16 protein-coding genes and 1 pseudogene are annotated in these 24,275 nt (G+C 72.6%); 12 read left to right on the top strand and 5 right to left on the bottom strand.

Going from position 1 to position 24,275, the window contains the following annotated elements:
• The first annotated feature begins 9 nt into the window (after positions 1-9).
• The 7 genes from EES42_RS32340 to EES42_RS32310 are packed head-to-tail and all read left to right on the top strand — an operon-like array spanning position 10 to position 11,463.
• Entirely contained in the window at positions 10-1,263 is a 1,254-nt protein-coding gene (locus EES42_RS32340; protein WP_124721796.1) for a hypothetical protein, read from the top strand.
• Positions 1,260-3,758 (top strand): hypothetical protein, encoded by a 2,499-nt coding sequence (locus EES42_RS32335; RefSeq protein WP_124721795.1) that lies wholly within the window; start codon positions 1,260-1,262, stop codon positions 3,756-3,758. Before EES42_RS32340 ends, EES42_RS32335 begins: the two co-directional genes overlap by 4 nt.
• The gene (locus tag EES42_RS32330) at positions 3,755-5,137 is read left to right on the top strand and encodes an acetate and sugar kinases/Hsc70/actin family protein (protein WP_241196727.1); all 1,383 of its coding nucleotides are present in this window, start codon (positions 3,755-3,757) and stop codon (positions 5,135-5,137) included. The genes EES42_RS32335 and EES42_RS32330 overlap by 4 nt, the downstream gene beginning before the upstream one ends.
• Positions 5,138-5,196: 59 nt before the next feature.
• The gene (locus EES42_RS32325; protein ID WP_124721794.1) at positions 5,197-6,777 is read left to right on the top strand and encodes a vWA domain-containing protein; all 1,581 of its coding nucleotides are present in this window, start codon (positions 5,197-5,199) and stop codon (positions 6,775-6,777) included.
• The gene (locus tag EES42_RS32320) at positions 6,774-7,466 is read left to right on the top strand and encodes a 4Fe-4S single cluster domain-containing protein (RefSeq protein ID WP_124721793.1); all 693 of its coding nucleotides are present in this window, start codon (positions 6,774-6,776) and stop codon (positions 7,464-7,466) included. The genes EES42_RS32325 and EES42_RS32320 overlap by 4 nt, the downstream gene beginning before the upstream one ends.
• A complete protein-coding gene (locus EES42_RS32315) occupies positions 7,463-8,848 on the top strand; it encodes a hypothetical protein (RefSeq protein WP_241196726.1) in 1,386 nt (461 codons plus the stop codon). Before EES42_RS32320 ends, EES42_RS32315 begins: the two co-directional genes overlap by 4 nt.
• Positions 8,845-11,463 (top strand): AAA family ATPase, encoded by a 2,619-nt coding sequence (locus EES42_RS32310; protein ID WP_124721792.1) that lies wholly within the window; start codon positions 8,845-8,847, stop codon positions 11,461-11,463. The genes EES42_RS32315 and EES42_RS32310 overlap by 4 nt, the downstream gene beginning before the upstream one ends.
• A gap of 40 nt (positions 11,464-11,503) precedes the next feature.
• Here EES42_RS32310 and EES42_RS32305 read toward each other — a convergent pair whose 3' ends face one another.
• Positions 11,504-12,484 (bottom strand): hypothetical protein, encoded by a 981-nt coding sequence (locus tag EES42_RS32305; RefSeq protein ID WP_124721791.1) that lies wholly within the window; start codon positions 12,482-12,484, stop codon positions 11,504-11,506.
• 101 nt (positions 12,485-12,585) lie between these two features.
• On the opposite strand from EES42_RS32305, the gene EES42_RS32300 reads away from it, so the two are divergent.
• A complete protein-coding gene (locus EES42_RS32300; protein WP_124721790.1) occupies positions 12,586-16,293 on the top strand; it encodes a CHAT domain-containing protein in 3,708 nt (1,235 codons plus the stop codon).
• Between the two features lie 143 nt (positions 16,294-16,436).
• A complete protein-coding gene (locus EES42_RS32295; RefSeq protein ID WP_164495407.1) occupies positions 16,437-17,465 on the top strand; it encodes an SMI1/KNR4 family protein in 1,029 nt (342 codons plus the stop codon).
• Here the strand turns inward: EES42_RS32295 and EES42_RS46545 are convergent.
• The 3 genes and pseudogenes from EES42_RS46545 to EES42_RS32280 form a co-directional block, all read right to left on the bottom strand.
• Positions 17,422-17,631, bottom strand: a pseudogene (locus EES42_RS46545) (hypothetical protein); the annotation flags it as partial. The gene EES42_RS32295 and the pseudogene EES42_RS46545 overlap by 44 nt on opposite strands.
• Positions 17,632-17,765: 134 nt before the next feature.
• Positions 17,766-18,785 (bottom strand): carbon-nitrogen hydrolase family protein, encoded by a 1,020-nt coding sequence (locus EES42_RS32285; RefSeq protein WP_124721789.1) that lies wholly within the window; start codon positions 18,783-18,785, stop codon positions 17,766-17,768.
• Positions 18,786-19,327: 542 nt separating this feature from the next.
• Positions 19,328-19,822, bottom strand: coding sequence for a cupin domain-containing protein (locus EES42_RS32280; protein WP_206433691.1), 495 nt, complete (start codon positions 19,820-19,822; stop codon positions 19,328-19,330).
• Positions 19,823-19,903: 81 nt separating this feature from the next.
• Here EES42_RS32280 and EES42_RS32275 point away from each other — a divergent pair, with 81 nt between their 5' ends.
• The 3 genes from EES42_RS32275 (at position 19,904) to EES42_RS32265 (ending at position 22,322) form a co-directional block, all read left to right on the top strand.
• Complete coding sequence (locus tag EES42_RS32275) at positions 19,904-20,764, top strand: LysR family transcriptional regulator (protein ID WP_241196725.1); 861 nt, start codon at positions 19,904-19,906, stop codon at positions 20,762-20,764.
• A gap of 3 nt (positions 20,765-20,767) precedes the next feature.
• Entirely contained in the window at positions 20,768-21,166 is a 399-nt protein-coding gene (locus EES42_RS32270) for a peptidase inhibitor family I36 protein (protein ID WP_124721787.1), read from the top strand.
• A gap of 679 nt (positions 21,167-21,845) precedes the next feature.
• On the top strand, positions 21,846-22,322 hold the full coding sequence (locus EES42_RS32265) for an SRPBCC family protein (protein ID WP_124722192.1): 477 nt from the start codon (positions 21,846-21,848) through the stop codon (positions 22,320-22,322).
• A gap of 627 nt (positions 22,323-22,949) precedes the next feature.
• Here EES42_RS32265 and EES42_RS32260 read toward each other — a convergent pair.
• Positions 22,950-23,846, bottom strand: a complete 897-nt coding sequence (locus EES42_RS32260) for an aminoglycoside phosphotransferase family protein (protein ID WP_241196724.1) — start codon at positions 23,844-23,846, stop codon at positions 22,950-22,952.
• Positions 23,847-24,275: the final 429 nt, after the last annotated feature.

The following is a 24,275-nucleotide window of genomic DNA, read 5'->3' as shown; positions in this document are numbered from 1 at the left end:
AGAGTGCCCATGGACGATCTCTACGACCCGAACAGGAACGACCCGACGAGGAACGACCCGACCAGGAACGACCCGAACAGGAACGACCCGACCAGGAACGACCCGAACAGGAACGGCCCGGCCGGAGACGGCCTGAACGGGCACGACCCGAACAGGAACGAGCCGGACGGTGCGGCACGGGACGGCGCGGACAGCCGGGGGGACACGCCCACCGGCGAGGGCCCCGGGGCCGTACCGCCGTCGGCCGTACCGGACTCCGTACCGAACCCGACGCCCGAGCGCATCCCGTCCGGCGGCCCGGACGCGGACCGCATCCGGATAGGGCTGTGGGGCGCTCCGCGTTCGGGCAAGACCACCTACCTGACCGCGCTGCCCCTCGCCGCCATGCAGCACCAGCGGTACCACGACGGCGGCTGGAACATCAGCGGCATGACAGCGGAGGCCGGCGCGTTCCTCAGCCGGGGCATGGATCTGCTGACCCGGCAACGGGCCTTCCCCGAGGCCACCATGGGCGTCCGCGAGATGGCCTGGTCCATCCAGGGACCCAAGAGGAAGGGGAGGCTGGGGATCAGCGGTCGGCGGCCCAGCTTCGTCCTCGACATCCAGGACGCGGCCGGGGAGGTCTTCGGCGACGGCCACCCCCAACAGGCCCAGCTCGTCGGCCAGCTCGCCCGCTCCCACGGGCTGATCTACCTCTTCGACCCGCTCGGTGACGCCGAGACGGCGACCGAGAGCTTCAACTTCCTCCAGTCGACCCTGACCCAGCTCACCGCGCAGGTCCGCAACCGCCAGGGGCTCGTCGACGGCAGGCTGCCCCACTACGTGTCCGTCTGCGTCGCCAAGTTCGACCACCCGGACATCTTCCGGCCCGCCGTGGAAGCGGGCTGGGTCACCCAGGACACCGTGGGCGCGCAACTGCCCCGGGTGCCGGCGGAGCAGGGCGAGAAGTTCTTCCAGTGGATGTGCGACGACTTCCGCGGAGCCAACGCACGTCTGGTGCGGGACGCCCTGCACGCCTACTTCGACCCGCGCCGCATCTCGTACTACGCGACCTCCGCCGTGGGCTTCCGGCTCACCCCGCAGCACGTCTTCGACTACAGGGACTACGTCCAGCCGATCGAGGTGGACGGAATGTCGCGTCTGCGTACCTCCCCGGAGCCGATCAACGTACTCGAACCACTGATCGACCTGGAGGAGCGCATCTACCGGGACCGGGGCCGCGAGCGCGGCCTGGGCGGCCGGCTCGGGGGAAAGCGACGGTGAACCAGAGCCTCGGGGAGGAACAACTGACCGCGCACCGGGCGGTGCTCGGCAAACATCCGGGGCGGACCATGGGGTACAAGGTGCTGCGCAGCAGCCTCCCCGGCAACCGGGCCGACACCTACCTCTGGCGGGCCGCCGCCACCGGCGCGCCCGAGGGCCACGACCCCGACGGCGCCCTGCCCTGGCGGGTCTTCCTCGGCGCGTCGGACACCCACCCCGCCCCCGTCTGCGCCTGCGTGGACACGAGTTGGGACGGGACGGCCGACGGCACCGGCGCCCCCAGCTACACCTGGCGGCTGACCCTGTTCGACTGGCCGGACGTCTCGCGCTCCGCCCTGACCTGGTCCGGCATCGACCGCGCACTGCCGACCGAGCCACCGGCCCCGACGGCCGACGACGCCCCGACCGAGGTCGGCGTGCCGAACACGTCGGCCGAAGAACTCGCCGCCGTCGTCGACGACCTGAGCTTCACATGGGCGTCCGGTGTCGCCGCGCTGCTGCTCGACAACCGGCAGGTCGCCATCACCCCGCGCCCCGGCCGGCCGCTGCCGGACGTCGCCGACCGTGTACGGGCACTCGACGCGATCTGCTCGCTCCTGCCGTACGCGTGCCGGTCCTGGCTCAGCGCCGCGACCTGGACCGGCCAGTCACAGCACGACCTGCGGCTGTTCTTCGCGCCGACGGCACGGGCGGGGCAGTGCTCGGCGGTGTTCGGCGGGGCCCCGCCGCAGGAGCCACGCGGCTCGGCGGCGCGCGGGTATCTGAAAGGTCTGCGCGCGCTGCGGGCGAAGACCGACGACACCCGGCCACTCGTGCGGCACCTGCTGGCCGCGACGGAACCGGCCACGTCCGCCCCCGACGCGGGCGGCGCCCTCAAGGCCCTGCGCGAGGCCGACCTGCTGGACTCGGTGGTCGAGGAGGTCCGCTCCGGGGCGGGGGACCTGGCCGATGTGGCCCGGGTCCTCGACCGGCACCCGGCCGCCTCCCTCGACGACCAGCGGCTCACGGTCCTGACGGGCTATCTGGTCGACGGCGCGCACGGCCGGAAGGCGCGCGCCGGTGCGCTCCTCGCCGAGCAGTGGTCCGATCGCCTGCGGTCCCTCCTCGTCGGGGAGGTCCTCGTGGCCGGGGACCTGGCCCGGTCCTTCGACCGGGCCGAGGAATATCTGGGCGTCGTCCACAACGTGGTCGAGGCGCACCGCCCCGGAACCTTCGACGAGCTGTTCCACGCCCTGGTGGAGGCCCAGGCGCCGACCGACGGCTGGGCGGGATCACTCATCTACATGGCGGAGGACCAGTGGGGCCGGAGCACCGAACGGGCCGACCGGATCCTCTTCCGGGAACCGGCCGTCGGCAAGACCTGGCTCAGGTACCTGCTGAAGAAGAAGCGGCGCGACCTGAAGCCGCTCGAACGGCTGGTGCGCCGGGCAAGGACCGAGCTGGCCGCCGACGCAACCCCCGGCTGGCTGCGCTTCGCGGCCGTGCTGCTCGGCGACTCACCGGACGGGACCACCGCCACGGACGCCGCCGACTTCGCCGAGGCCTTCGAGGAAGGCTGGCGGACCACGCTGGAGATCGCCCGGCTCCGGCGGCGCCCGGAGGTGCTCGGACCGATGTGGCCCAGGCTGTGGCGGGTCGCCCGGACCGAACGCGGCCTCGGCGAGGCCGTGGGACGCCTCGTGCCGGTCGAGGAGCGGGCCGGGGGCGCCGTTGCGGCCGACGCGGACCTCTTCTGCGCGGCCACGCGCACCGGAACACCGGGCATGCCCCGCCTGGAACGGCTCGCCGACGATTCGGAACTGCGGGCGTACATCGCCGCCCTGATCAACCGGCTCGGCTCGGACGGCGAACTGCGGCGCCTGGCCGTCGACGCCCTCCTGGCGGGGACGCCGGGGCAGCGCGGCTGGCGGGTGATCGAACAGCTGGGCCTCGTACTGCCGGAGAGCTTTCTGCAGCCGGTGTGCGAGGTGCTGCACCGACGGCTCATCGGGCATGGACGCCCGCTCAACGACCTCGACGTACCCGCGTACCTCATGGAGCAGGTGTCGCAGCGGTACGACATGGCCTGGCTGCGGCCCGTCCACGAGTTCCGCAGGGCGGTGAACGACCACGCGTCGTACGAGCGGCTGGCCCGTCTCCTGCTGGACGCGGGTGCGCCGCTGCGGCTGCCGGCGCAACTCCTCGACACCGTCGCCGGGTGGACCCTGGCGCAGGGGCCGTACGGCCTGGAGCAGGTCACCCGTTTCATGGACGAACTCGCGGCGGACCTGCCCGGCCTCCGGCTGTACCGGGCCCTGGTGCGGGACGACCGGCACGCGGGGCTGCGTGTGTTGCTGACCGAGCACAGCCGGCAACAGCGGGCCCGGCACGACAGGATCGTGGCGGAGCTGCGGAACGGTCCCGACGCGCCGATGGCCGCGGAGCCCGCCGCCGAGGGCGAACGCCGGGGCGTCCTGGGGAAGATGGGGCGGATCGTGCCCGGGAAACGTCGATGACGGCGCCCGCCGAACCCGCCGTCGCCGTCGACGCGGGCTCGCGCTTCCTCCGGGTGGCGCGGGTCGACGCCGACGGGATGCCACGTCTGGTCGACCTGCCGGGCGCGGTGCCGGGCGAGGGTCTGCCCACCCCGGCCGGGGTACGCGGCGACCGGTACGCCGCCCTCGGCGTGGCATACGCCGCGTACCGCGATCACTGCGGCACGCCGGGACGGCTGGTTCTGGTCGTCCCGCACGGCGAACAGGCGCGATCCGCCCCGGACCTCGGTGGCCCGCCGGCCCGGCTCGTCGGCGCCCCGCACGCGGTGCTGGCCCTGCTGCGGCACGCGGGCGGTCCGCCCGTGTCGCCGGTGCTGGTGTGCGACCTGGGCGCGGCCGGCATCGACATCGCGCGGTGCGCGCTCGTCGGCGGGACCGTGACCGTTTCCCGGGTGACCGGGCACGGGCCGGAGCCTGGCGGTTATGGTGCCGCGTTCGACAGGGCGGTGCTCGACGGGGTGGGCCTCGCTGTCGACGACCCGGACGTACTGCGCCGGCTCGACCTGGCCAGGGCGGAGAACACCCGGCGCACCGAGGTCGCGCTCGACCGGATGGCGGCCCGCCCGGACCGCGCCGAGCGGTCCGCGGACACCGTGGTCCATGAGGTGGCGGGCCGGGAGATCACCGCCGGTGTCGTGCACCGGGCACTCGCCCGGCTCACGGAAGGCCTCGACCGGGCCCTCGCGGACGCCCGCACCGGCCCGGACCGTACGTCCGTGGTCGCGGTGGGTGGCGCGGCCCGGTCGGGGACAGTGGCACGGCACCTCGCGGACCGTCTGGGCCCTGCGGTGCCGCTGCCGGAGGGCACCGATCCCGCGCTGGCCGCGGTGCTCGGGGCCGCGCTGGTGGCCGGGGGGCGCGTCGACGCTGCCGACCGGTACCCGCACGCGGTCGCCGTGCGTGTCCACCGCATTGTGCACGGACGGCCCCAGGACGGCGAGTTGCTGATCAGCGCGCCGGGCACGCTGGTTCCGGGCGGAGCCACCGTGTTCGCCGAGACCGACGGGGAGCGGGTGCGGTTCGGGACCGCGACGGCCGAGGCGAGCGGTGCACGCGCGGTCCGGCTCCTGGTCCACGGGTCCGGGGCGGAGCGTGGCGTACCCGCGGCTGTCGTGACGGTCCCCGCGGTGGCCGAGGAGCGCTTCCACGTCGGAATGCGCGTCACCGCCGAAGGGGCCGCGCACCTCGTACTCCAGCCGCTCGGCCGGGGCCGGACCGGTGCACACCCGCCCGGGGCCGGACTCCCGCCCGAGGAGTTCCCGTTGGGTGTCCTGCCGGTCGACGTGCCGCCCGGGGCCGGCCCCGGGCAGCCCCTCTCCCAGCCTCCGCCCGGGGGGTGACCCCTGCCCCGCGAAGCCCGGCAACCCGCCCATCCGCCCGACACTCAGGGAGCCCGTCCGTGAAGCGAACCACCCGGTCACCACGTGCCACGACCACGCTGCGGCGTGCGGCGGCAGTGGGAGCCGTCCTGCTGGCCGCCCTGGCGGCGGCCACCGTTCCGGCGACCGCCGCCGAGGGGCCGAGCCGGGAAGAGATCTACCGGGAACTCGGCGTCGCCGACCAGCCCGTGGATTACGTCATCCTGGTCGACACCTCCGGCTCGATGAAGGCCAAGGGCCGCTACGACGCGGTCCGTTCGACCCTGCGCACCTTCCTCGGCGGCCTGACCCGCACCGACCACGTAGCCCTCGTCACCTTCGACGACCGTCCCGAGGCGCGTTACATCGGCTCGGCCGGTGACCCGGCGAAGATCGTCGCCCGGCTGCCCAAGGCCCCCGACCCGGACGGCGGCACCGACATCGGCACCGCCCTCGACCAGGCCCTGCGCGAGCTGGAGCGGACCGACGCCGCGAGCGTCGCCTCCGTGGTCATGCTCACCGACGGCCGCCACCAGCCGCCGCGCGGGTCCGGCTACCCCACGTCCTCCGGCACCCCCTGGAAGGCGCTGCGAAAGCGCGCCGAAGCCATCGGCGCACGCACCGAACTCGCCGGGTACGCACTGCCGTTGGCCACCGGCGCGAGCGGTGCCGAGCGGCTCGGGGACGTCGTTCACAACACGGTCGTCCTGCGCCCGGGGAGCATCCAGGACCTGGGTTCCTACCTGCAGCGGGCCGGGGACAGCACCCGGGCGCGCTCGGCGGCGCGGCTGCTCGCCGAGGACCGGGGCAAGGGCGTCACCGCGTCCTGGAAGCAGACCGGCCCCCGCGATCTCACCACAGGCTCCGCGGCCGCCTCCGTCACCTTCCGGTCGGCCGCCCGGCACCTGCCGCTGACGGTGAGCGACGTACGGCTCTCGGCGGCCGGAGCCCCGCTCGGCATCAGCGGTCTGCCGACGCGGCTGACCCTGGGCCCCGGCGAGTCCAGGACGTACGCCGTGCGCCTCGCGGGCGGGCCGGACGGAAGCGGCCTGCCCTACCGGCACACCGAGGAGGCCTCGGCCGTGCTGCGGGTGTCCGGACAGGTGTCGTCCCCGTGGCAGCGGGCCCTCGCGCCCGACGTGGACCTGAAGGTGCCCGAGGCGGTCGCGGTCGGGGGCGGCCCGCTGGCCGTGCGCGCGGACATCGGTTCCGTCCTTCTGCTGCCGGGGATCCTGCTCGGCCTCCTGGCGGTCCTGGTGCTCGGCTGGCTGCGCTGGCGGAGAGTCAACCGCCCGGTTCTGTCGGGTGCGTTGATCGTCGTGCCGGTGTTCGCGGGAGGCGTTCCGGGCCGGATCGCGCTCTCCGGCAGGCGGGTGGTGTTCCAGCCGCGCGAGGGCGGACGCGGCACGGTGCACGGACGCCGCCGCCGTGCTGCCGACGGGCCGGGGACGGACCTGATGATCCGGTACGTCCCGGACGGCGCGACCGGCCGACCGGACCGGGTGGTCTGCGCACCGGGCGCCCAGGCCGTGGTCGGCGGGCTGTCGTTCACGCACCACCCGGACAGCGGCCCGGCACCCGCACCGGGCACCGCCCGGCCCCGCGGCGAGGGGCCCCGATGACGGGGCAGCCGCCGCTGAACGTGGCGGCCACCCGCGTCGGAACCCGTACGCTCGGGCCCGGAGTGCGCTCCGTGGTGTGGGTGCAGGGCTGTCCGTTCCACTGTGCCGGCTGCCTCGCGCCGGAGTGGATCCCCGAACGCCCCGCGCGCCGGGCACACCCCGACGACCTCGCGGCCGAACTGCTCACGGACCCCCGGGTCACCGGACTGACCCTCTCGGGCGGCGAACCGATGAGCCAGGCCGCGGGGCTGGCCCGACTCGTCCGGCGGGCCCGGCAGATCAGGGACGTCTCCGTGGTCTGCTTCACCGGACACCGGCTGGAGCGGCTGCGCACCCGGCCCCCGTCCCCGGACGTGCCCGGACTGCTCGCCGCCGTCGACGTACTGATCGACGGCACGTACGTGGCCGCTCTGAACGACGGGCGCGGCCTGCGCGGCAGCAGCAACCAGCGGGTCCACCACCTCACCCCGCGCCTCGTGGACAGCGGCTACGACTTCGAGGGCCGGGCGCGGGACGTCGAGATCGCCGTCGACGGCCGGGAGGCCCTGCTCATCGGGGTGCCTCCGCGAGACTTCCCCGCCGCCTTCGAGCGAGCGGTCGACACGGTCCGCGCCCGAACCCCGGGAGCGCACCCCCATGGCTCCGGCGCGGGTCCGGACGCGATTCCACAGCAGAAGGGACGGTCATGAGCGGCAGGAAGAGGATTCAGATCGACGAGTCGGAGTGGCACCGCCTCCAGCGCAAGGCGCGACAGCTCCAGGCCGTCAAACGGGACATCCCGCGCCTGGTCGCCGACGTACGGAAGCAGACCAGGGCCGACGTCGACCGGGCGTTCGCCACGGTGCAGGCCCGGCAGCGCCGCCAGGACGCGGCGATCGACCGGCTCAGCGACCGGACCAGGCAGATCGAGGCCGACACCAACCGCAAACTGCGCGACCAGGCCCAACGCCTGCACCAGGACCTGCGCGAGACGGCGGGCCGCATCGAGGAGAACACCCGGCAGCGCCTCGACGAGCAGCGCCGGGAGGCCGAGCGCGCCCTCGCGGCGGAGCGCGCCGAGCGGCGGGCCGAGACCGCCCGCCTCGCCCAGGAGATCGACGCGTTCAAGGCCGACCGGGCCCGCGCCGAGGACACCGTACGCGCCTGGCTCGCCGACGCCCGCACCATGGCCGACCTCATCGACGGGGAACTGCCCCATGACCGGTACGCACCCGGCCGCCTCGACCGGCTGCGCCGGCGGATCGCCACGGCCGACGCGACCGCGGGCGAGGGCCGCTTCGACGCCGCGCTCGCCGTCGCACAGGAGACCTTCCACGAGCTGAGCGACCTGCGGGTGGACATCGAGCAGCGGGAGTTCGAGCGCTGCCTGGCCCAGAAGGAGGCCGTGGAGGCCCTGGTGCAGGTGGAGGCCCTGGCGGAGGACAACCGGCACCGCCCCGTCGTCGGCCCGGACGCCCGGCCGGTCCCGGACTGCACGCTGGACGTCGTGCACTGGTCCGAGGGCGAGTTCGACCAGGTGCTGCACGAGACCGCCGAGGCGCTCTCCCGTGCCCGCGACCCGCACACCGGCGTACAGGACCTGCGTGTGCTGCGCGACGAGGAGGCACCCCGGCTCGAACGGGGCCTGGGCCAGGCTGTGGAGCGGGCCGGGATGCGCCAGCTCACCTCGCAGATGCGGGTGAACCTCGCGGACGTCGTGGCCCACACCCTCGCCGAGGTCGCCTACTACGACCTGGTGGAGGAAGAGTCCGGCTACGCCGACGACGACGAACGGGGAGCGTTCCACGCCCGGCTGCGCAACGCGGCCAACGGCAACGAGATCAGGGTCGAGATCGTCCAGGAGGACAAGGACTCGGACCAGTGCGTGATCCGCGTGGAGTCCAGCGATCACGACGTCACATCGGAGGCCGAACTCCGCAACAGGGCCGACGCGGTGCACCGGGCGCTGCGGGACCAGGGCGTGCCCCTGGGCCTGGAGCCCTCGGAGCCGACGGTCATTCCCGGGGGCGCCCCGATCCCGGACCCCGGAGAGCCGGGCAGCCGGGCCGGCCGACGGGGGGCGGGCACATGAGCGGAGGCCTGACGAAGGGGAGCCCCGACCCCGGGCGCCCACCGGACACGGAGCGGCTCGCCCCCGAGGCCGTCCGTACCGGGGAGCCCTTCACGGTGTTCTACGGGCCGGGCGTGGGCGACGTCTTCGTCGACAGCACCGGTCAGGTCCGCTCCATGGAACAGGCACTCTGGCGCATGCTGCGTTCCGAAGGGTTCGAGCGGATCGTGTTCAGCACCCTGCACGACCCGGTCTACTTCCGCGACAAGGAGTCCTGGGAACGGTCCCGCCGCCCCGCCCGCCGCACAACCGGGCCGGACGGCCGGACCGGCACGGGCGGCATGCGTCACGCCGGTCTGCGCGGCCCGCTCGGCGGTGCCCAGCTCCTGGTCCCGGCGCCTGCCGCGGGGCCGGAGCCGGGCTCCACGTCGGGAGTGGGCGCCGCCCGCGCGTCGGGGATCGCCGACCCGTTCGGCGTGATGACGCTCACCGGGTATCTCCGCGGCACCGAACACCGTACGGCCGTGGTGTTCCCGCACGCGGACGAGTTCCTGCTGCACAACCAGGCCCCGCGCCAGCTCGCCGGAGCCCTGGCCGAATGGGCGGCCGACGGCGTCGAGGGCAACCAGTGGATCCTCGTGTTCAACAGAGCCTCCCTGAGTCAGGTGGCCGCATTCCTGCAAGGGCTCGGACGCAGTCCGCAGCTGGAGACCTTCGTCGCCGAACGACGCGACGAGCCCGCCCGCGGCGGCACGCACCGGATCGGACTTCCCCAGGGACCGGAACTGGAACGGCTGGTGCACTCGGTACGGCTGCGCAAGGGGCTGCGGGTCGAGTGGCGGGACCTGGACCGGGTGGTCCGGGCGATGGCCGGGCAGCCCGAGACCGCCCGCGTCTGGCGGGAGCGCCTCGAACAACTCCTCGCTGCCGGAGCCGTGCTGGACCGCGAATCGGTCCGGCCCTGGCTGGGCGGCAGCGTCGCCGACGAACGCTCCCCCTGGGAGCGGCTGGCCGCGATGCCCGGTACGCAGGAGCTCGTACGCCGCTTCGAGAACCTGCGCGCGGAGCTGGCGACGAGTGACGAACTCCGGGCCCGCGGCCGGTCGCAGGACGGCGAACCACCTTCCCGGCACCTGGTGTTCACGGGCAACCCCGGTACGGGCAAGACCACGGTGGCCCGACTGGTGGGGGAGATGTACCGGGACGTCGGCGTGCTGGACCGGGGCCACTGCGTGGAGGCCAAGGTCAGTGACCTGGTCGCCGGATACATCGGACAGACCGCGCAGCGCACCGACGCGGTGGTCGACCGGGCGCTGGGCGGGGTGCTGTTCATCGACGAGGCCTACGGGCTCAGCGACCAACGGGACGGCTTCGGCGACGAGGCGATCCAGGCGCTCCTGAAACGCATGGAGGACGACCGGGGGCAACTGGTGGTCGTCGTGGCCGGTTACCCGGACAAGATGAACCAGTTCCTCGACGCCAACCCGGGTCTCCGCAGCCGCTTCCCCGAGACCAACATCGTCACCTTCCCCGACTACGACCCCGGCACCCTGCACACGACCCTCCTGAACCGTCTGGAACAGGGCGGCCTGACGGTCGAAGCGGACACGGCGGCAGCGCTGCGGCAGATCGTGGAGAGCATGCACCGGGGCCGCGACGCGAACTTCGGCAACGTCCGGGAGATGCGGACCCTCGCCGACGCGGTCCGTTCCCGGTGGTCCGTACGCGTAGGACGGGACGTGGAACAGCCCGTCGGCGTCGACGACATCCCGGATGCCTACCGCGAGCACCTGCCCCGGCCGGCACCGGACCCGGCGGAACTCCTCGCCTCCTTCGACCGGTACGTCGGCCTCGGGCCGGTCTGCGCGGAGCTGGCGAGCCTGGCACAGCGGCTGCGGATGCGCCAGGAGCGGGGCGCCGCATCCTTCGACCCGCCGCATCTGGTGTTCACGGGGCCGCCGGGCACCGGGAAGACCACGGTGGCCCGACTGGTCGGGGAGCTGTTCCGAGCGCTCGGACTGCTGCGCAAGGGCCATGTCGTGGAGGTGACCCGCGCCGACCTCGTCGGCCAGTACGTCGGGCAGACCGCGCCCAGGGTCCGCGACGCGGTGGAGCGGGCGCTGGACGGGGTGCTGTTCATCGACGAGGCGTACAGCCTGGTCCGGGACACGCGCGGAGCCGGAGGCTTCGGCGCGGAGGCAGTGGACACCCTGCTCCGGGAGATGGAGCACCGGCGCGGCCAACTCGTCGTCATCGCGGCCGGGTACCCCGGGGAGATGGAGGAACTGCTCACCTTCAACGCGGGAATGCGGTCGAGGTTCACCACGAAGGTGCCGTTCCCCGCATTCTCCCTGGACGACCTCGGGGAGATCCTGCGCCGCTCGGCCGTGGCGGGCGGCTACGTCCTCGGCCCCGGGACCGAGGAACGTGCCCGCCGATGGCTGGAGGAGACCCGAAGGGCCGACCCGCACTCGTTCGGCAACGCCCGTGAGGTGCGTCGGCTGATGGAGATCATGGAGGCCCTGAAGGCGGCGCGCTGGGGTACCGGGGACAAGGGCCCGGAGTTCCTGCCCGAGGACGTACCGGATCCGGCGGACGGCCGGTACGCCGGGGAACCGCCGGGGTGTTCCGGGTGATACGGGCCCACGGCCCGGCCGTACGCCGGGCGGCCCCGTCTCAGGCCGGACTGCTGGTGATCTTCCTCTGGCCGTCGGCGTCGGGGGCGCTCCGGTCCACGAGGATACGGCGCAGGGCGCGGTCCGCCTCGGCGAGCCGCCGCTCGACGGTTTCGGTGAGCACCGCCACCTCGGCCGGGGTCAACCCCGGTGCCCGCACTTCGCCGCCGTCGTCCGCGGCCTCGTGCAGGGCGTGTGCCAGCTCCCGGTCGGCCCGGGCATGGCGGGTCAGCGACGCGAGCACCGTGCTGTACTCGACCCGGACGCTCTCCAACGTCTCCTGCAAGGAAGAGAGTTCCTGCGTGCTCTCACTCAGCCTGCGCCGGGTGTCCTCCAGCTCCCGCTGTGCCGCGGCCACCTGTTGCAGGGACTGCCGGGTCCGTGGGGCGAGTGCCGAGAGCTGCTGCTCGGTGAGCCGCAGCAGGGAGTCGGCGGCGGTGAGCAACTCCTGGTCGGCCGCGTCGGGGTCCTGGTCGCGAAGCTCCCGCAGCCGTACGTCGATCGCCGCGCGCTGTGCCCGTACGTCGTCCAGCTCCGCCACGAGCGCTTCGAGCCGCCGCAGTTCGTCGACCTCGTGGCGCAGCTTCTCGTGCTCCGCGAGGCGTTGCCGCAGTTCGGTCTCGCGCGCCAGGAACTCGTCGAGGGCGGCGCGCTCCACCGCGATCCGCCCGGCCAGCGAGGTGAGTTCGGCCATCAGGTCCTGGATGTCACGCCCCAGCCGCTCGCCCGCCCGGGCCACCCGGAGCAGTGCGGGCAGCGCTTCGGCGAGGTCATGGGTGCCGGCCAGCGCATCGTCCAACGCGTACAGGGCGGTCAGGGCACCGGCTCCGTCGATGTCCTCGGCGGCGTACGGCGTGCCGGTCCCGCCGAGTGTGCCGGCGGCCCAACGCACGGCGTGCCCCAGCACCAGGAGTGCCGTCTCCCGCTCGCAACGCCCGGAATCCGTCAGTGCGTCTGAGATCCTCGTCCTGGCGTCGTGCACGGTGCCCCTTCCCGGAGTGCTCGGCGGGACCGTCGCTCGACGGCCCCGGGCTGTACCGACCGTCAGCGTATCGCCGGGTGCGGTGCTTGAGGGGGGAGTCGATGACTGAGGAACTGCGCGGGCGGGCGGCCGAGGCGGTCCGTGCCGTGGGGCGGCTGATGGAGGGCGGGGACTGGAAGGACGAGACATGGCTGGGGCCCGCAATCGATGAACTCCTTTCACTGGAAAGAGAGCTGATTCGGCACGAGGAGGAGTTCTCCGACGTCTTCGTGCATGTGGCCCTCCTGATCGGTGCGCGCTGCCACATACGGCGCGACGGTACGACGCTCGATCCCGACGAGCGGGCCGAGGCGCTGCGGCGCCTGCGCTGGGTGGACCGTCACGGACCCCTCGACGCCCCGCTCGCGGTGCTGTCCCGCATGATGCTGCTCTTCCTGCTCATGCCCTGGGCCCTGCCGCGGGCCGACGGCAGCCGCACCGCCCTGCAGAACGCGCTGCTCGACGTGGCCGACGGGCGGGTCCTCACGGAGGCAGTGCGCCGCGACCTCATCGAGGCCAGGGACGTGGTCGACCGGATCGCCGAGGCGCCGGTCGACGAGGAGTTCCGTCGGCAGACGGAGAGCAACCGGGAGATCATCGAGCAGATGCTCGCGCCCGGGTCCACCCGCTCCGCCCGGTCCGCGTCCGACCGTTCCACCGACGGGGCGGATCACGTCGCGGCGGCCCGCGACGGCACCGGCGCGGCCCCCTCGGCGCAGAGTCAACTCCTGGATGCCGTACGGGGGCTGGTGGATCTGGCCGGTTCGTGCAGCACGGCTCGGTTCACCCGTGTACTCGTATGGCTGATCGCCGAGTTCTCCTCCGGGCGGGGCGGCGACTCCACACCCGACGACCTGACTCTCGACCTGGAGGCCGCGCGGCTGGTGCGCCGGGCGGGCGCCGGACGCGCGGCCGGTGCCGACGGCGTACGCCGGGCCGCCGACCTTGCGTTGCGGAGTCTGCGCGCGGCGCCGCCGGACACGCCGCAGCGAGCCCGGGTGGCCAGGCTCCACGCCTACCTGCTGCTCCAATGGGAGTTCCTGACCGACGAGCCGGCCGATTTCTCCGAGGCGGAACGGCCCACGCCCGATCCGGACGGCGACGACGCGGACCGTCTGACCGACTGGCCGATCGGTACGGCCGTGGATCCGGGCGTCCTGCCGTATCTCGACAGCCACGTACGGGACTTCGTCGCGCACACCGGCATCCGCGAACGGCAGTCGGCAGCCCAACTGGACCGGCTCCTCGCCTACCGCACCGGCGACCCCGGCTATCTGGACGACGCCGCCGCGCTGCTCAGGGAGGCCATCGACGCGAGCCCCGCCGGCTCCTGGTGGGGCGTTTCCCTGCAGGCGGAGCTGGTCGGCATCCTGGAGCAGGCCGCCGTGCACGGAGGCAGTTTCCACGACGCCGACGTCGCCCTGACCACCCTGCGCGAACTACGCGCCGCCCTGGAGCGTGACGGCTCGGTGCCGCCCGACGCGCCGTTCGTCCTCGACCTCGCGCTCTCCGCCGCCGGTGCCGAGCTGAGCCACGCCCGGCGCACCGGGAACCACGGGGAACTGCCCAGCCTGGGCGAGGAACTGCGCGGCCGGCACGCGGCCCTGCCGCCGGACAGCGACCGGCGCGGGGCACTGGAAGAACGGATCACCGAGCTGGACGCCCTCCTGCCGCCCGTCCGACAGGAGGGGCGGACACCCGAGGGCGTCCTCGAACCCGCGCGGCCCGAGGCGGCCGAACCGGAGATCCTGTATCGCGCGATCTCCGAGTTCCGCCGTGACCTCGACGGTCCCCGGCTCTACCACGACCATGAGTACGACCGACGAGGCGCGCTCGGTCTGCGGATGCTGTTCGACGTGCTGCGCGGCGAGGGGCCCGGGGAGCTGCTGGACGATGCCATCACCGAGTTGACCCGTGTCCGAGTGCTGATCACCGAGGGGCGTGGCCAGACACACCGTGTGGACCTCCTGACGAAGCTGGCCGAGGCCCACCTCATGCGCGCCGCGCGCGGCGGCCCGCACCGCGCCGCCGACCAGCGGGCCTGCGTCGAGGTCTTCCGCGAGGCGCTGGGTGAACTGGCCGCCGACGTCCTGCTCCAGTCCGGCGCCGACCACGGCCTGTCCGCGGCGCTCAACGGGGCCATGCTGTCGCGGCGCCTCGCGTTCATCGCCTTCCGCGTCGGCCGGCCGGTGGACGCGGTGGCCGACCTGGAGCGGGGCCGTGCCCTGGTGCTGCAGTCGGCCGCCGCCACCCGGGGCATCCCGGCACTGCTCGACGCCGCGGGCCACCCCGGACTCGCCCGGCAGTGGCGGGCCCAGGTCTTCGCACACCCGATCCGCCCCATCGCGGCGACGGCCCCCGGGGCACGAGAGCCGCAGGTCCCCGACGACACCCCGCCGGTCCCCAGCGGTCTGCGGCGCAAGGCGCTCAAGGCGCTCGGCGCGGGCCGGGGAGCCACGGAAGGGCCGGGCACCCGGCCGCTCCTCGGCGCCACCGGCCCGGCCGAACTGTCCGCGGGCCTCGCCGCCACGGACACCGACGCGTTGGTGTACCTGGTGGCCGGAGTGCCGATGGCCAACGGCGGGTTCCCCGGCCGTGCGCTGATCCTCCGCCCCGGCGCGGCCCCGGCCGCGGTCGCGCTGCCTGAGCTGCTCCAGTCGGGCAGCCCACCGCTGGACCGCTATCTGGAGGCGGCGGCGGAACGCTCCCGCGTGCTCACCGACCCGGAGCAGGGACCGGCGGAGCTCGCCGCGTGCGAGGGGCGCTGGCAGAAGGCGCTGGGCACGCTGTGCGACTGGGCCTGGCGGGCCGTGATGGGACCGGTGCTCGGCGCCGTACGGCCGTTGCTCGCGGCCCAGGGGCCCCTGGCCCGGCCGCCACGGATCGTCCTCGTACCGTGCGGCCCGCTCGGTGTCGTCCCGTGGCACGCCGCACGCATCCGGGGTCTCGGCGAGCACGGCCACCGGTACGCCTGCCAGGAGGCGGTCCTCAGTTACGCCCCTTCCGGCGCCCAGTTCCTGGCGGCCGCCGGCCGGCGGCGGATGCCCCCCGCCACCGGACCGCAGGTGCTCGTCGCCGACCCGGAACTCACCTTGCCGTGGGCCGAGCTGGAGACGGCGGCACTGCGCTCCGCCTGCTACGCCGGAGCGCTGCGCTACGGCGAGTTCTTCACCGCCGACGGGGAGCGGGACGCCGCGGGCACTCCGGAGGACCTGCTCGCCGTGCTGCCCGGAGGCACGACCCCGGCCTCCCTGGTCCACCTGTCCTGCCACGCCGTCGCCGCACCCCGGCCCACCGACTCGGAACTGCGGCTCGCCGTCCCGCCCGGTGCCGGAGCCGACGCGGGCAGGCTCACCGTCGCCGGCATCCTCGACGCCTCCGCCGACCGGGGGCCCGGCACCGCAGGCCCCCTGATCGTCCTCAGCGCCTGCGAGACCGACCTGAGCGCGGGCCACCACGACGAGGCGCTGACCCTCGCCACCGCACTGGTCACGGGCGGGGCCGCCGATGTCGTGGGCTCACGCTGGGCGGTGCGCGACGGCCCGACCTCGGTGATGATGGCGGTCTTCCACCACAACCTCACCGCCCGGGGCCTGGCCCCACCCGACGCCCTGCGCGCCGCCCAGCTCTGGATGCTCGACCCGCACCGCACACCCCCGCCCACCCTCGACGGCCCCCTCCGCGCCGAGGCCGCCCGGCCCGATCTGCACCGGTTGCACCACTGGGCGGCGTTCACGCACCAGGGCAATCCCACGGCGAGCGGCGGATAGCACTTCGGCCGGGGCAGGAGGACGGCGAGGACACCGTGCCGGGTCCCCGACGGAGCCGACGGCCTCCCGGAGCCGGGGGCGGCCGTGTTCGCGTTCGGGTCCGGGACGTACGATCGCCGGGCGAGCGGGCCTGGGAGGGCACAGTGCGACATTTCGAAGGCTTCGACGTGGCCGGGTTCTGGGACGACTCGGCATACGCGCTGGAGGAGTACGTGGAGGAGGCCCCGCCCACACCGGAGCTGATCGCGTCGGTGGAGGAGGAGCTCGGCGGATACCGGCTGCCCGACTCGTACATCGCTCTGATGACCGCGCACAACGGCGGCATTCCGACCCGGGACCACTTCCCCATGACCGAGCCGACCTCCTGGGCCGACGACCACATCGCGATCACCGGCATCAGGGGTGTGGGGCGGACACGGCCGCAGTCGCTCGGCGGCGAGTACGGCAGCCGGTTCTGGATCGACATGTGGGAGTACCCCGACATCGGTGTCTACTTCGCCGACACCCCCTCGGCCGGCCACGACATGCTCGCCCTCGACTACCGCGCCTGCGGCAGGCACGGTGAACCGGCCGTGGTCCACGTCGACCAGGAGGGCGACTTCGCGATCACCCCGGTGGCGGAGAACTTCGAGGCCTTCATCACGGGTCTGGTCGACGAGTCCGTCTACGACACCTCGGAGCAGGACCGGTTCGACGCCCTGGCCACCGTGCGCGACGGCAGCTTCTCCCCGGTGCTGTCCCGTGCCTTTCGCGAGGTCGCCGACGTCCTGCCCGACGCGGACCGGCGCCTGCGGAGGCTCGCGGAGGCCATCGTGCACGACAAGGGGTTCTTCGCCCTGCACGCCGACGAGCGCTCCACGCTGATGTACGACTGCCTGTTCTGGCTGTTCACCAGCTTCAACCGGGTCGACTCCTTCGACAGGTACTTGAAGGCGCCTGCGGGGCACGAGCGTTCCTACGCGCTGCCGGACTACGAGCTCATGATCGTCTTCGGGCTCGTGGCCGATCCCTACGACTTCAACACCGGCGGATACGCCCCCGGCTTCGTCGAGGACTGGTGGAACTCCCGTGTCGCCTCGGGACATATCGCCGAGACCGCCGACGGCTACCGGATGACGGGCGCCGCCGTCACCGCCCTGCTCGACGGACTCGCCGCAGTGGCCGAACGGTAGCCGCACGCTTCGGACGGCGCCCCGGCTCCTGGCGGCCGGCCGCCTGAGAGGCGGACCGGGCGCTGAAGACGGCAGCGCGATTGCCGGCCGCCCGGCGCAGTGCCATCGCGTGGTCCTCGGCGGGTGAGCCGGCCACCGAGTCGGCCACCACGAACGCCTGGATGTCGGGCCGTTCCCGTACGGACCGATGCCGACCGGGTCCGGCGGACCCGCGTCCGGCCGCGGGATCGCATGTGCCGGCTCGTCGAAAGTGTGCCCCGCCCGTCCGACCGGTGACCGGTCCGTACCCGCGCCCGTGGTTCAGTCCGTCCCGTCTGCGGTCTCGGGTCCGTCGTCGCCCGGGGAGACGGGCCACCGGCGTTCACCCTCGTCGTGCCAGAGCGGCCGGTGATCGACACGCAGGCCGAGGATCTCCGGTCGCGCGTAATGGCCGCGTGAGTCGACCCAGACCTTCACGGCGTCGAGGTCGTCGAGGTCGATCGCGGCAGTGACGAGCCGCTCCTCGGGGCCGGTGTGCGGGCCTGCGAGATACTGGGTGAAGGGATGGATCACCGCCGACCAGCCGCCGCCGGCGGTGATGTGTTCCTGCGGGCCGAGGGCGGACACCATCCAGCGCAGACACGTCTGGTCGACCGGGTTGCCCGCGGAGACCACGAAAGCCTGGGCGGTGAGAGCGTGGGTCTTCATCATCGCGTCGATCTGTACGTCGGCGACGGTCTCGAAGCCGGCCATGGTGGACAGCCCGGGCCAGGCCGCCGCGTGGATCTCCTGCCCCTGGGCGATCAGGGCCTGCCGGGCCAGGTTCATGGTGTGCTCCCAGCAGGCCAGGCCGCCGATCCGGCCGAGCGAGCTGTCGAACACCCGGAGCGTGGCGCCGCCGCCCTGGGCCCATACGATCCGTTCCGCGTAGGTGGGCTGGAGCTTGCGGTGCACTCCGAGCAGAGCCCCGTCGGGGTCGATGAAGACCTGGCTGTTGAAGCAGGTGCGGGTACCTTTGAGGCGTTCGCTGACGCCGAGGACCGCCCCGGCGCCGGCCCGCCGGCAGGCCGACTGGATCCGGGCGATCTGAGGTCCCGGCACCTCGACGGACGCCCCGGCGTAGGCGGCGTTGGCGGCCTGCTGGTCCAGCGGGGTGTACGCCTCGATCCAGTACGGGTAGCCGGGCACGAAGGTCTCCGGGAACACCAGCAGGTCGATGCCCTCCCGGCCGCCCTGTTCGATGAGGGCGACGGCCTTGTCGACCGTGGCCTCGGTGTCCATGAACACTGGTGCGGCGTGGACCGCCGCGACCGTTCGTCTCCCGACGGCGGGAGGGGGCATGGGATCCTCCTTGAGAGCGGCGGACCAACGGTCCCGATGGTGCGGGCTCGTCGGCGACCAGCGGATGAAGAGCGGCGTCCGAGCCCGTCGCCCGGACACACCGGCCCCACCGTGCTCTTCGGGGGCGCGCCGGCCGCGTGGACGCGGCCGGAACGGGGCCGGTCGCGCGCAGTGTGCCACGTTCGCTGCCGCTGGTACGGGACTTCGCCGCAATCCCCGTTGCAGTATGTGTTCGGTGGTCCGGCTCTCTTGCCGAACCGCCAGTTCTGCTCGGGGCAGGCCGGTGGGTGCGGCCGGCGCGGACTGGCCGGGGCTGGGCCGGTTCTTGTTCCAGGCGGTGGGCGGCTCGGAGTCGTCCAGGTGGTGTTCATCGTTCCCGTTCGTGGGCCACCGGTTCGCGGGGCCCGTCGATTGCGTCGCTTGCCGGGGAAGCCTCTGGAGCAGGCCCGGCCCCTCGTCAGAGGGGCCGGACGGGCAAGGCGGCGGCGCCACGGCCTCGCCGGTCGGAAGAAGGACGGCTGGGCCGTTCCGTTCCGTCGGTCTCAGGCGAGGTCGGTGGCGGGCTCGGTCGCGTAGCGGCTCATCGCATCGATGTTGGCCTGCCGCGTCAGCTGCCGGCCGTCGGCGAACACCTCCTGGAGGTCGCGGAAGTACTGCACGTACATGTCGGGGGTGAAGGTGCTGAGCATGACGGCGGGCTGGTCGGTCAGGTTGGCGAAGGTGTGCGGGGTGCCTGGCGGAACCATCACGAGCGTGCCCGCGGCGGCGTCGTGGTCCTCGTCCCCGACGGTGAACCGCACGGTGCCGGAGAGAATGTAGAAGCCCTCGTCGTGTTGGGCGTGGCGGTGCTGCGGCGGTCCCTGGGTGTGCGGGGCGAGGACGGACTCGGCGATCGCGAGGCGGTGCCCGGTGTGGCTGCCGTCCTCCAGAACGCGCATGCGCGTGGTGCCCAGAACAATCGTCTCACCGTCGCCGGGACCCACCACCGATACGGCGGGGCCGGCCTGCGGCTCGCTGGTCTTCGCTTCTTCGGTCATGTTCACAAGTGCACCGCCGGAACCCCTCCAGTGTCCAAGACCCATCTCGCAGCGCCGATACCTCGTGGGTATCGTTGCAGCGTGGAGCTAAGGATCCTGCGCTACTTCGTGGCGGTCGCCGAGGAACTCCACTTCGGCCGGGCCGCCACCCGACTGCACATGAGCCAGCCGCCGCTGAGCCGGGCGATCAAGCAGTTGGAGGCCGACATCGGCGCCCTGCTCTTCGCCCGCTCGCCCACCGGTGTCACGCTCACGCCGGTGGGCACGGTGCTGCTCGACGAGGCGCGAGCCCTACTCGACCATGCCGACCGCGTCCGCGTGCGCGTCAGAGAGGCGGCCGGCGGCGCGACCATCACCGTCGGCATCCTGGGCGACGGAACCGACCCGGGAATGTCCGGGCTGGCCGCCGCCTACCGCCGGAACCATCCCGGCATCGACATCCGCATCCGCGACACCGACCTGACCGACCCGACATGCGGGCTGCGCGCCGGACTCGTCGACGTCGCCCTCACCCGGGCGCCGTTCGACGAGACCGCCCTGACGGTGCGTGCGCTGCGATCCGATCCAGTAGGCGTGGTCCTGCGCACCGACGATCCGCTGGCCCGCCACGACCGGCTGCGACTGGCCGAGCTGAGCGACCGCCGCTGGTTCCAGTTCCCGCAGGACACCGACCCCATCTGGCGGTCGTACTGGAACGGCGGCAGGCCGCGCGAGGGGCCAATGGTGCGCACTGTTCAAGAATGCCGGCAAGCCGTGTTGTGGAACGGCACGGTCGGACTGGCCCCCTTCGGACACGACCTGCCCACGGAGCTGGCCGTGGTACCGCTGATCGACATGGCGCCGAGCCGAGTGGTGGCGGCGTGGAACGAAGGTGACACCAACCCGTTGATCCGATCCTTCGTCGAGATCGCGACAGCCACGTACCGCCAGGAGCTTCGGTAACCGGTGCTGCCGCATCCCGTGAGGCGGGCGCGAGCGGTGGTCTCCTCGCGTCTGTTGGGCGCCGCGGCCGCCCTGGCGTTCACCGCGGGCATTGCCTCCATGACCGCGAGCCCGGCGGTGGCCGACTCCGACCAGTGCCCGTACGGCTCTTTCTGCGTATGGGAGAAATCCAGCTACCGGGGCGACTTCCGGCACTACACCTCGTCGACCCCCAACGTCGGTGACTACACGAACGACCGTATGACCTCGTACTGGAACCGCACTGGTAAAACGGTCAGCGTCTACGAGCACTCCAATTACGTCGGGCGCATGTTCACGGTCGGGCCGGGCAAGTCCGAAGCGGCCATGGCCTCGCACTTCAATGACAAGATGATGTCTCTTCGCATTGGCAGAGGCTGCTGACACCGCCCGAAGACGACGGTGTCCACCGAACCGGAGCCCGCTGAACCGGAACCCGCACCGGTGAGCTCCCGGTGGGCCCTTCGAGCCCCAGCCCGAGCCGGGCTGGGGCTCTCCCTGTCGTGAGCGCACGGTGCGCGGCTCGACCTGTGTTGCCCCGCACGTACGCGCTACGTACCGGGCTTGCGGACGAACTTCAGCTTCTGCGCCGCACGCCCCATGGACAGAATGCCGGAGTCGTACTCCGACGGTGAGGGCCAGCACTCCGACGACAGCGCCGATGAGCCGGGCCCGTTTGAACCGCGACCGCACGGGTGGGGCACTCGGCTCTGCCGAGGGGGCGCCAGAAGTCGGGGCGCCCACCGAAACGATTGCCGGCACGTCGGGCTGAACCACCGAACGCGCACTCACCGGAACGGCCGGGTGGCCGAGTGGGACCGTCACTCCCCGATGCGGTTGGCGAGGCCCTGCCCGACTCCCACTCGCACGGATCACTCGATTGGTGGAGCGCGCAACTCGGTGCCCGTCGGACAGGCGGCGCCGATCGGGGGCTGTGATCCCCCTTGCTGACCCGTCGCGCACGATGCCGTGCGGGTGCCGGGCCCTACCACTGTCGGGGATGCTGGAGGCGCACGGCGCGAGCTGGTCTTCAGGAGCGGCGGAAAGAGGGAGTGTGGTTGATGTGGCCCGGAATCTCCGGTTGATCCTGAGCCCGCCGTCCACAGTCTGGGGCTTGTTGTCCGACGGGCCTCGCTACAGGGAATGGGTCTCGGGAACGCAACAGATCACCGCCGCTGACCCGCACTGGCCCGAGGTAGGCGCCCGCCTCCAAGTCAGGGTCGGCGTCGGCCCGCTGGCTCTCGACGACACCTGTGTCGTACGCATCTGTGAGCCGGAACGGCGTCTGGAACTGGAAGCGAAGGCAGATCCCTTCGGCGCAGCCCGCATCGCCATGAACTTGATCCCCTGGGGCGAGAACACTCTCTGCGTTCTCGACTGGCACCCGCTGCGAGGCCCGGGCATCCGGATGCACGGGCTCCCTGTGGACTACATCGTCTCGATCCGCAACGGCATGATGCTGACGAAGCTGGCCCGGATCGCGGTGCGCGAGCAGCGCATCAGCGCCGGTGGCGCTCTACAGGGCCTCCGGAGGGGATGAGGAGAAGTACATCGCATCGGATGTGGGTGATGCCAGTCCGGACCGGTCTGAGCCCGCTCTCGATGACTGTGGTTGGTTGTCCGTATGGCCCGTTGGGCTGCGCATCTCGTGCAGTTTCCGGTCCGGTACTCCGGCCTCGGATCCGCGACCGGGGTACGGCTGTTCCGCGGTGTGCGGTGTCCGGTACCCCGCGCCGGCTGACCCCCGCCGGGCGGCTCCCACCAGGAGCTCCGCCAGAGCGGGCGTTCGAGCAGCGGACGGACGACCTCGTTCACATCCGGCACCGCCGCAAGGGACGAGAAGCAGGACGCCCCGACGGCGTCTTCACAGCAGACACGGCCGGTCCCGGAGGGCATCGTCCCCCTTACGGCCCCTTCAACTGACGCATCGAGCCTGTGCACTGGCCCCGGCGCATCCCGGCGGGGCCTGATCGACCTGCGACACCCCGGCGATTGGCCTTCCGGCGGCTTCTGCATGGACTCCGCGGCCACACTTCCGCTGTTCGGTGAGCCATGCCCCGAGCGAGTGTGGCCCTGCCGCGTTTCTTATGCACCAGGATGCCGGCCGGCGCGTCCGTGCCTCGGGGGATGAGCAGAGCGCGGGGCACGAGGGAAATGCCAGGTGTTCTCACTGGGCCAACGCGAGCAGTTCATCGATCACCGCCTCCTCACCACCGTTCCCGAGATGGGCGATGGCCGCGAATGGGGCGATCACCTGGCTCCAGGCGTGGAGCCGGTCGCCATCGAGCCCGCACGCCGCTGCCACGCGCGCACAACGGGTCTCGACGCCTTCCAGCCCGGCACCGGCCACGACGTAGTCCACGGCGTCGAAGCACGGATCACCCACACATGCCTTCGGGTCGATGGCCATCAGACCGCGCTCCGCGCCACCATCGAGCACGTTGCCCAGGTGCAGGTCACCGTGGAGCAACACGGTTGTCGCTTCCGTGTCCAGCAGCTGCCCACACCGCTGTCCGGCCCTGCTCCACGCAGTGACATCGATACGAGCACTGATCGCGGGTTCGGACAGCCGCCTGCCGACACGAGCGAAGGCCTCCTCGCACCGGCCACGCAGCACACGTGGCGGCCGCGGAGGCGGAGCGACCCCGTGCAACGCGGCGAGAAGATCCGACCACTGCCCGGGGAGCGGAGCCGCTGGCATGTCCTCCGCCGGCGTTCCGGGCACGACCTCTTCCAACACCATCGCGCCCGCGTCCTCGTCGACGGCCAGCACAGCGGGCACCCGGCCCGAGGCAGCGAACCACCCCAACATTCCGACCTGTTCGACCAAGAGCGCCCGATCGGGACTGAGCTTCAGCACCGCGGGCGTGCCGTCAGGCCATTTGCACCGCAACGTGATCGACGAAGCACCATCCGGGAGGGATTCACCGAGGGAAAGGTCCCAACGGGACGCCAACCGTGCAATCAGGTTGGGTGTGTCAGCGCACCATTCGGCAATCTGCGGACCGAATCGACGAACCAACCGCGTAGTTACGCTGTCCACATCCACCGATAGTCGTTTCATACAGGTCAGTCTGCCCGCTCCCGGTCCTGGCTACTGAGGATTTCGGTCCGGGGCGACGGGCCCTCCCCGGTTGTCCGGGCCCGCGCGTCCACCCGTGCCCGAAGTTTCGCCTCAGCCGCGGCGAAATCCGTGGGCTCCAGGACCCGTCGCATCTCACGGATGTCATCGAACCAGTTGTTGCGCTCGACAGCGCACGTGATCACTCCATGGCCGCTGCGCTGTCTGGAGAACGTCAAAACCCGTGATCAACCACAGGCTGACCACGGGCTGAGGTTCATGAACCAGCTCACGTGCTCGGCAGTGACACCACGGGACCATGGGCTCAGTGGGCGCGCCGACTCTTTGCCTGTCCAACCCTCACGTGTGACCGACTGGGCGTGGGGTACCAGGTCCACAGTCAGACCGTCCAGCGCCGTGATCATTCGCGGA

It is taken from the genome of Streptomyces sp. ADI95-17, from assembly GCF_003846175.1.
Taxonomy (GTDB): Bacteria; Actinomycetota; Actinomycetes; order Streptomycetales; family Streptomycetaceae; genus Streptomyces; species Streptomyces sanglieri.
Note: the sequence above shows the minus strand (reverse complement) of the source record. Positions and strands in the feature narration are given on the sequence as shown.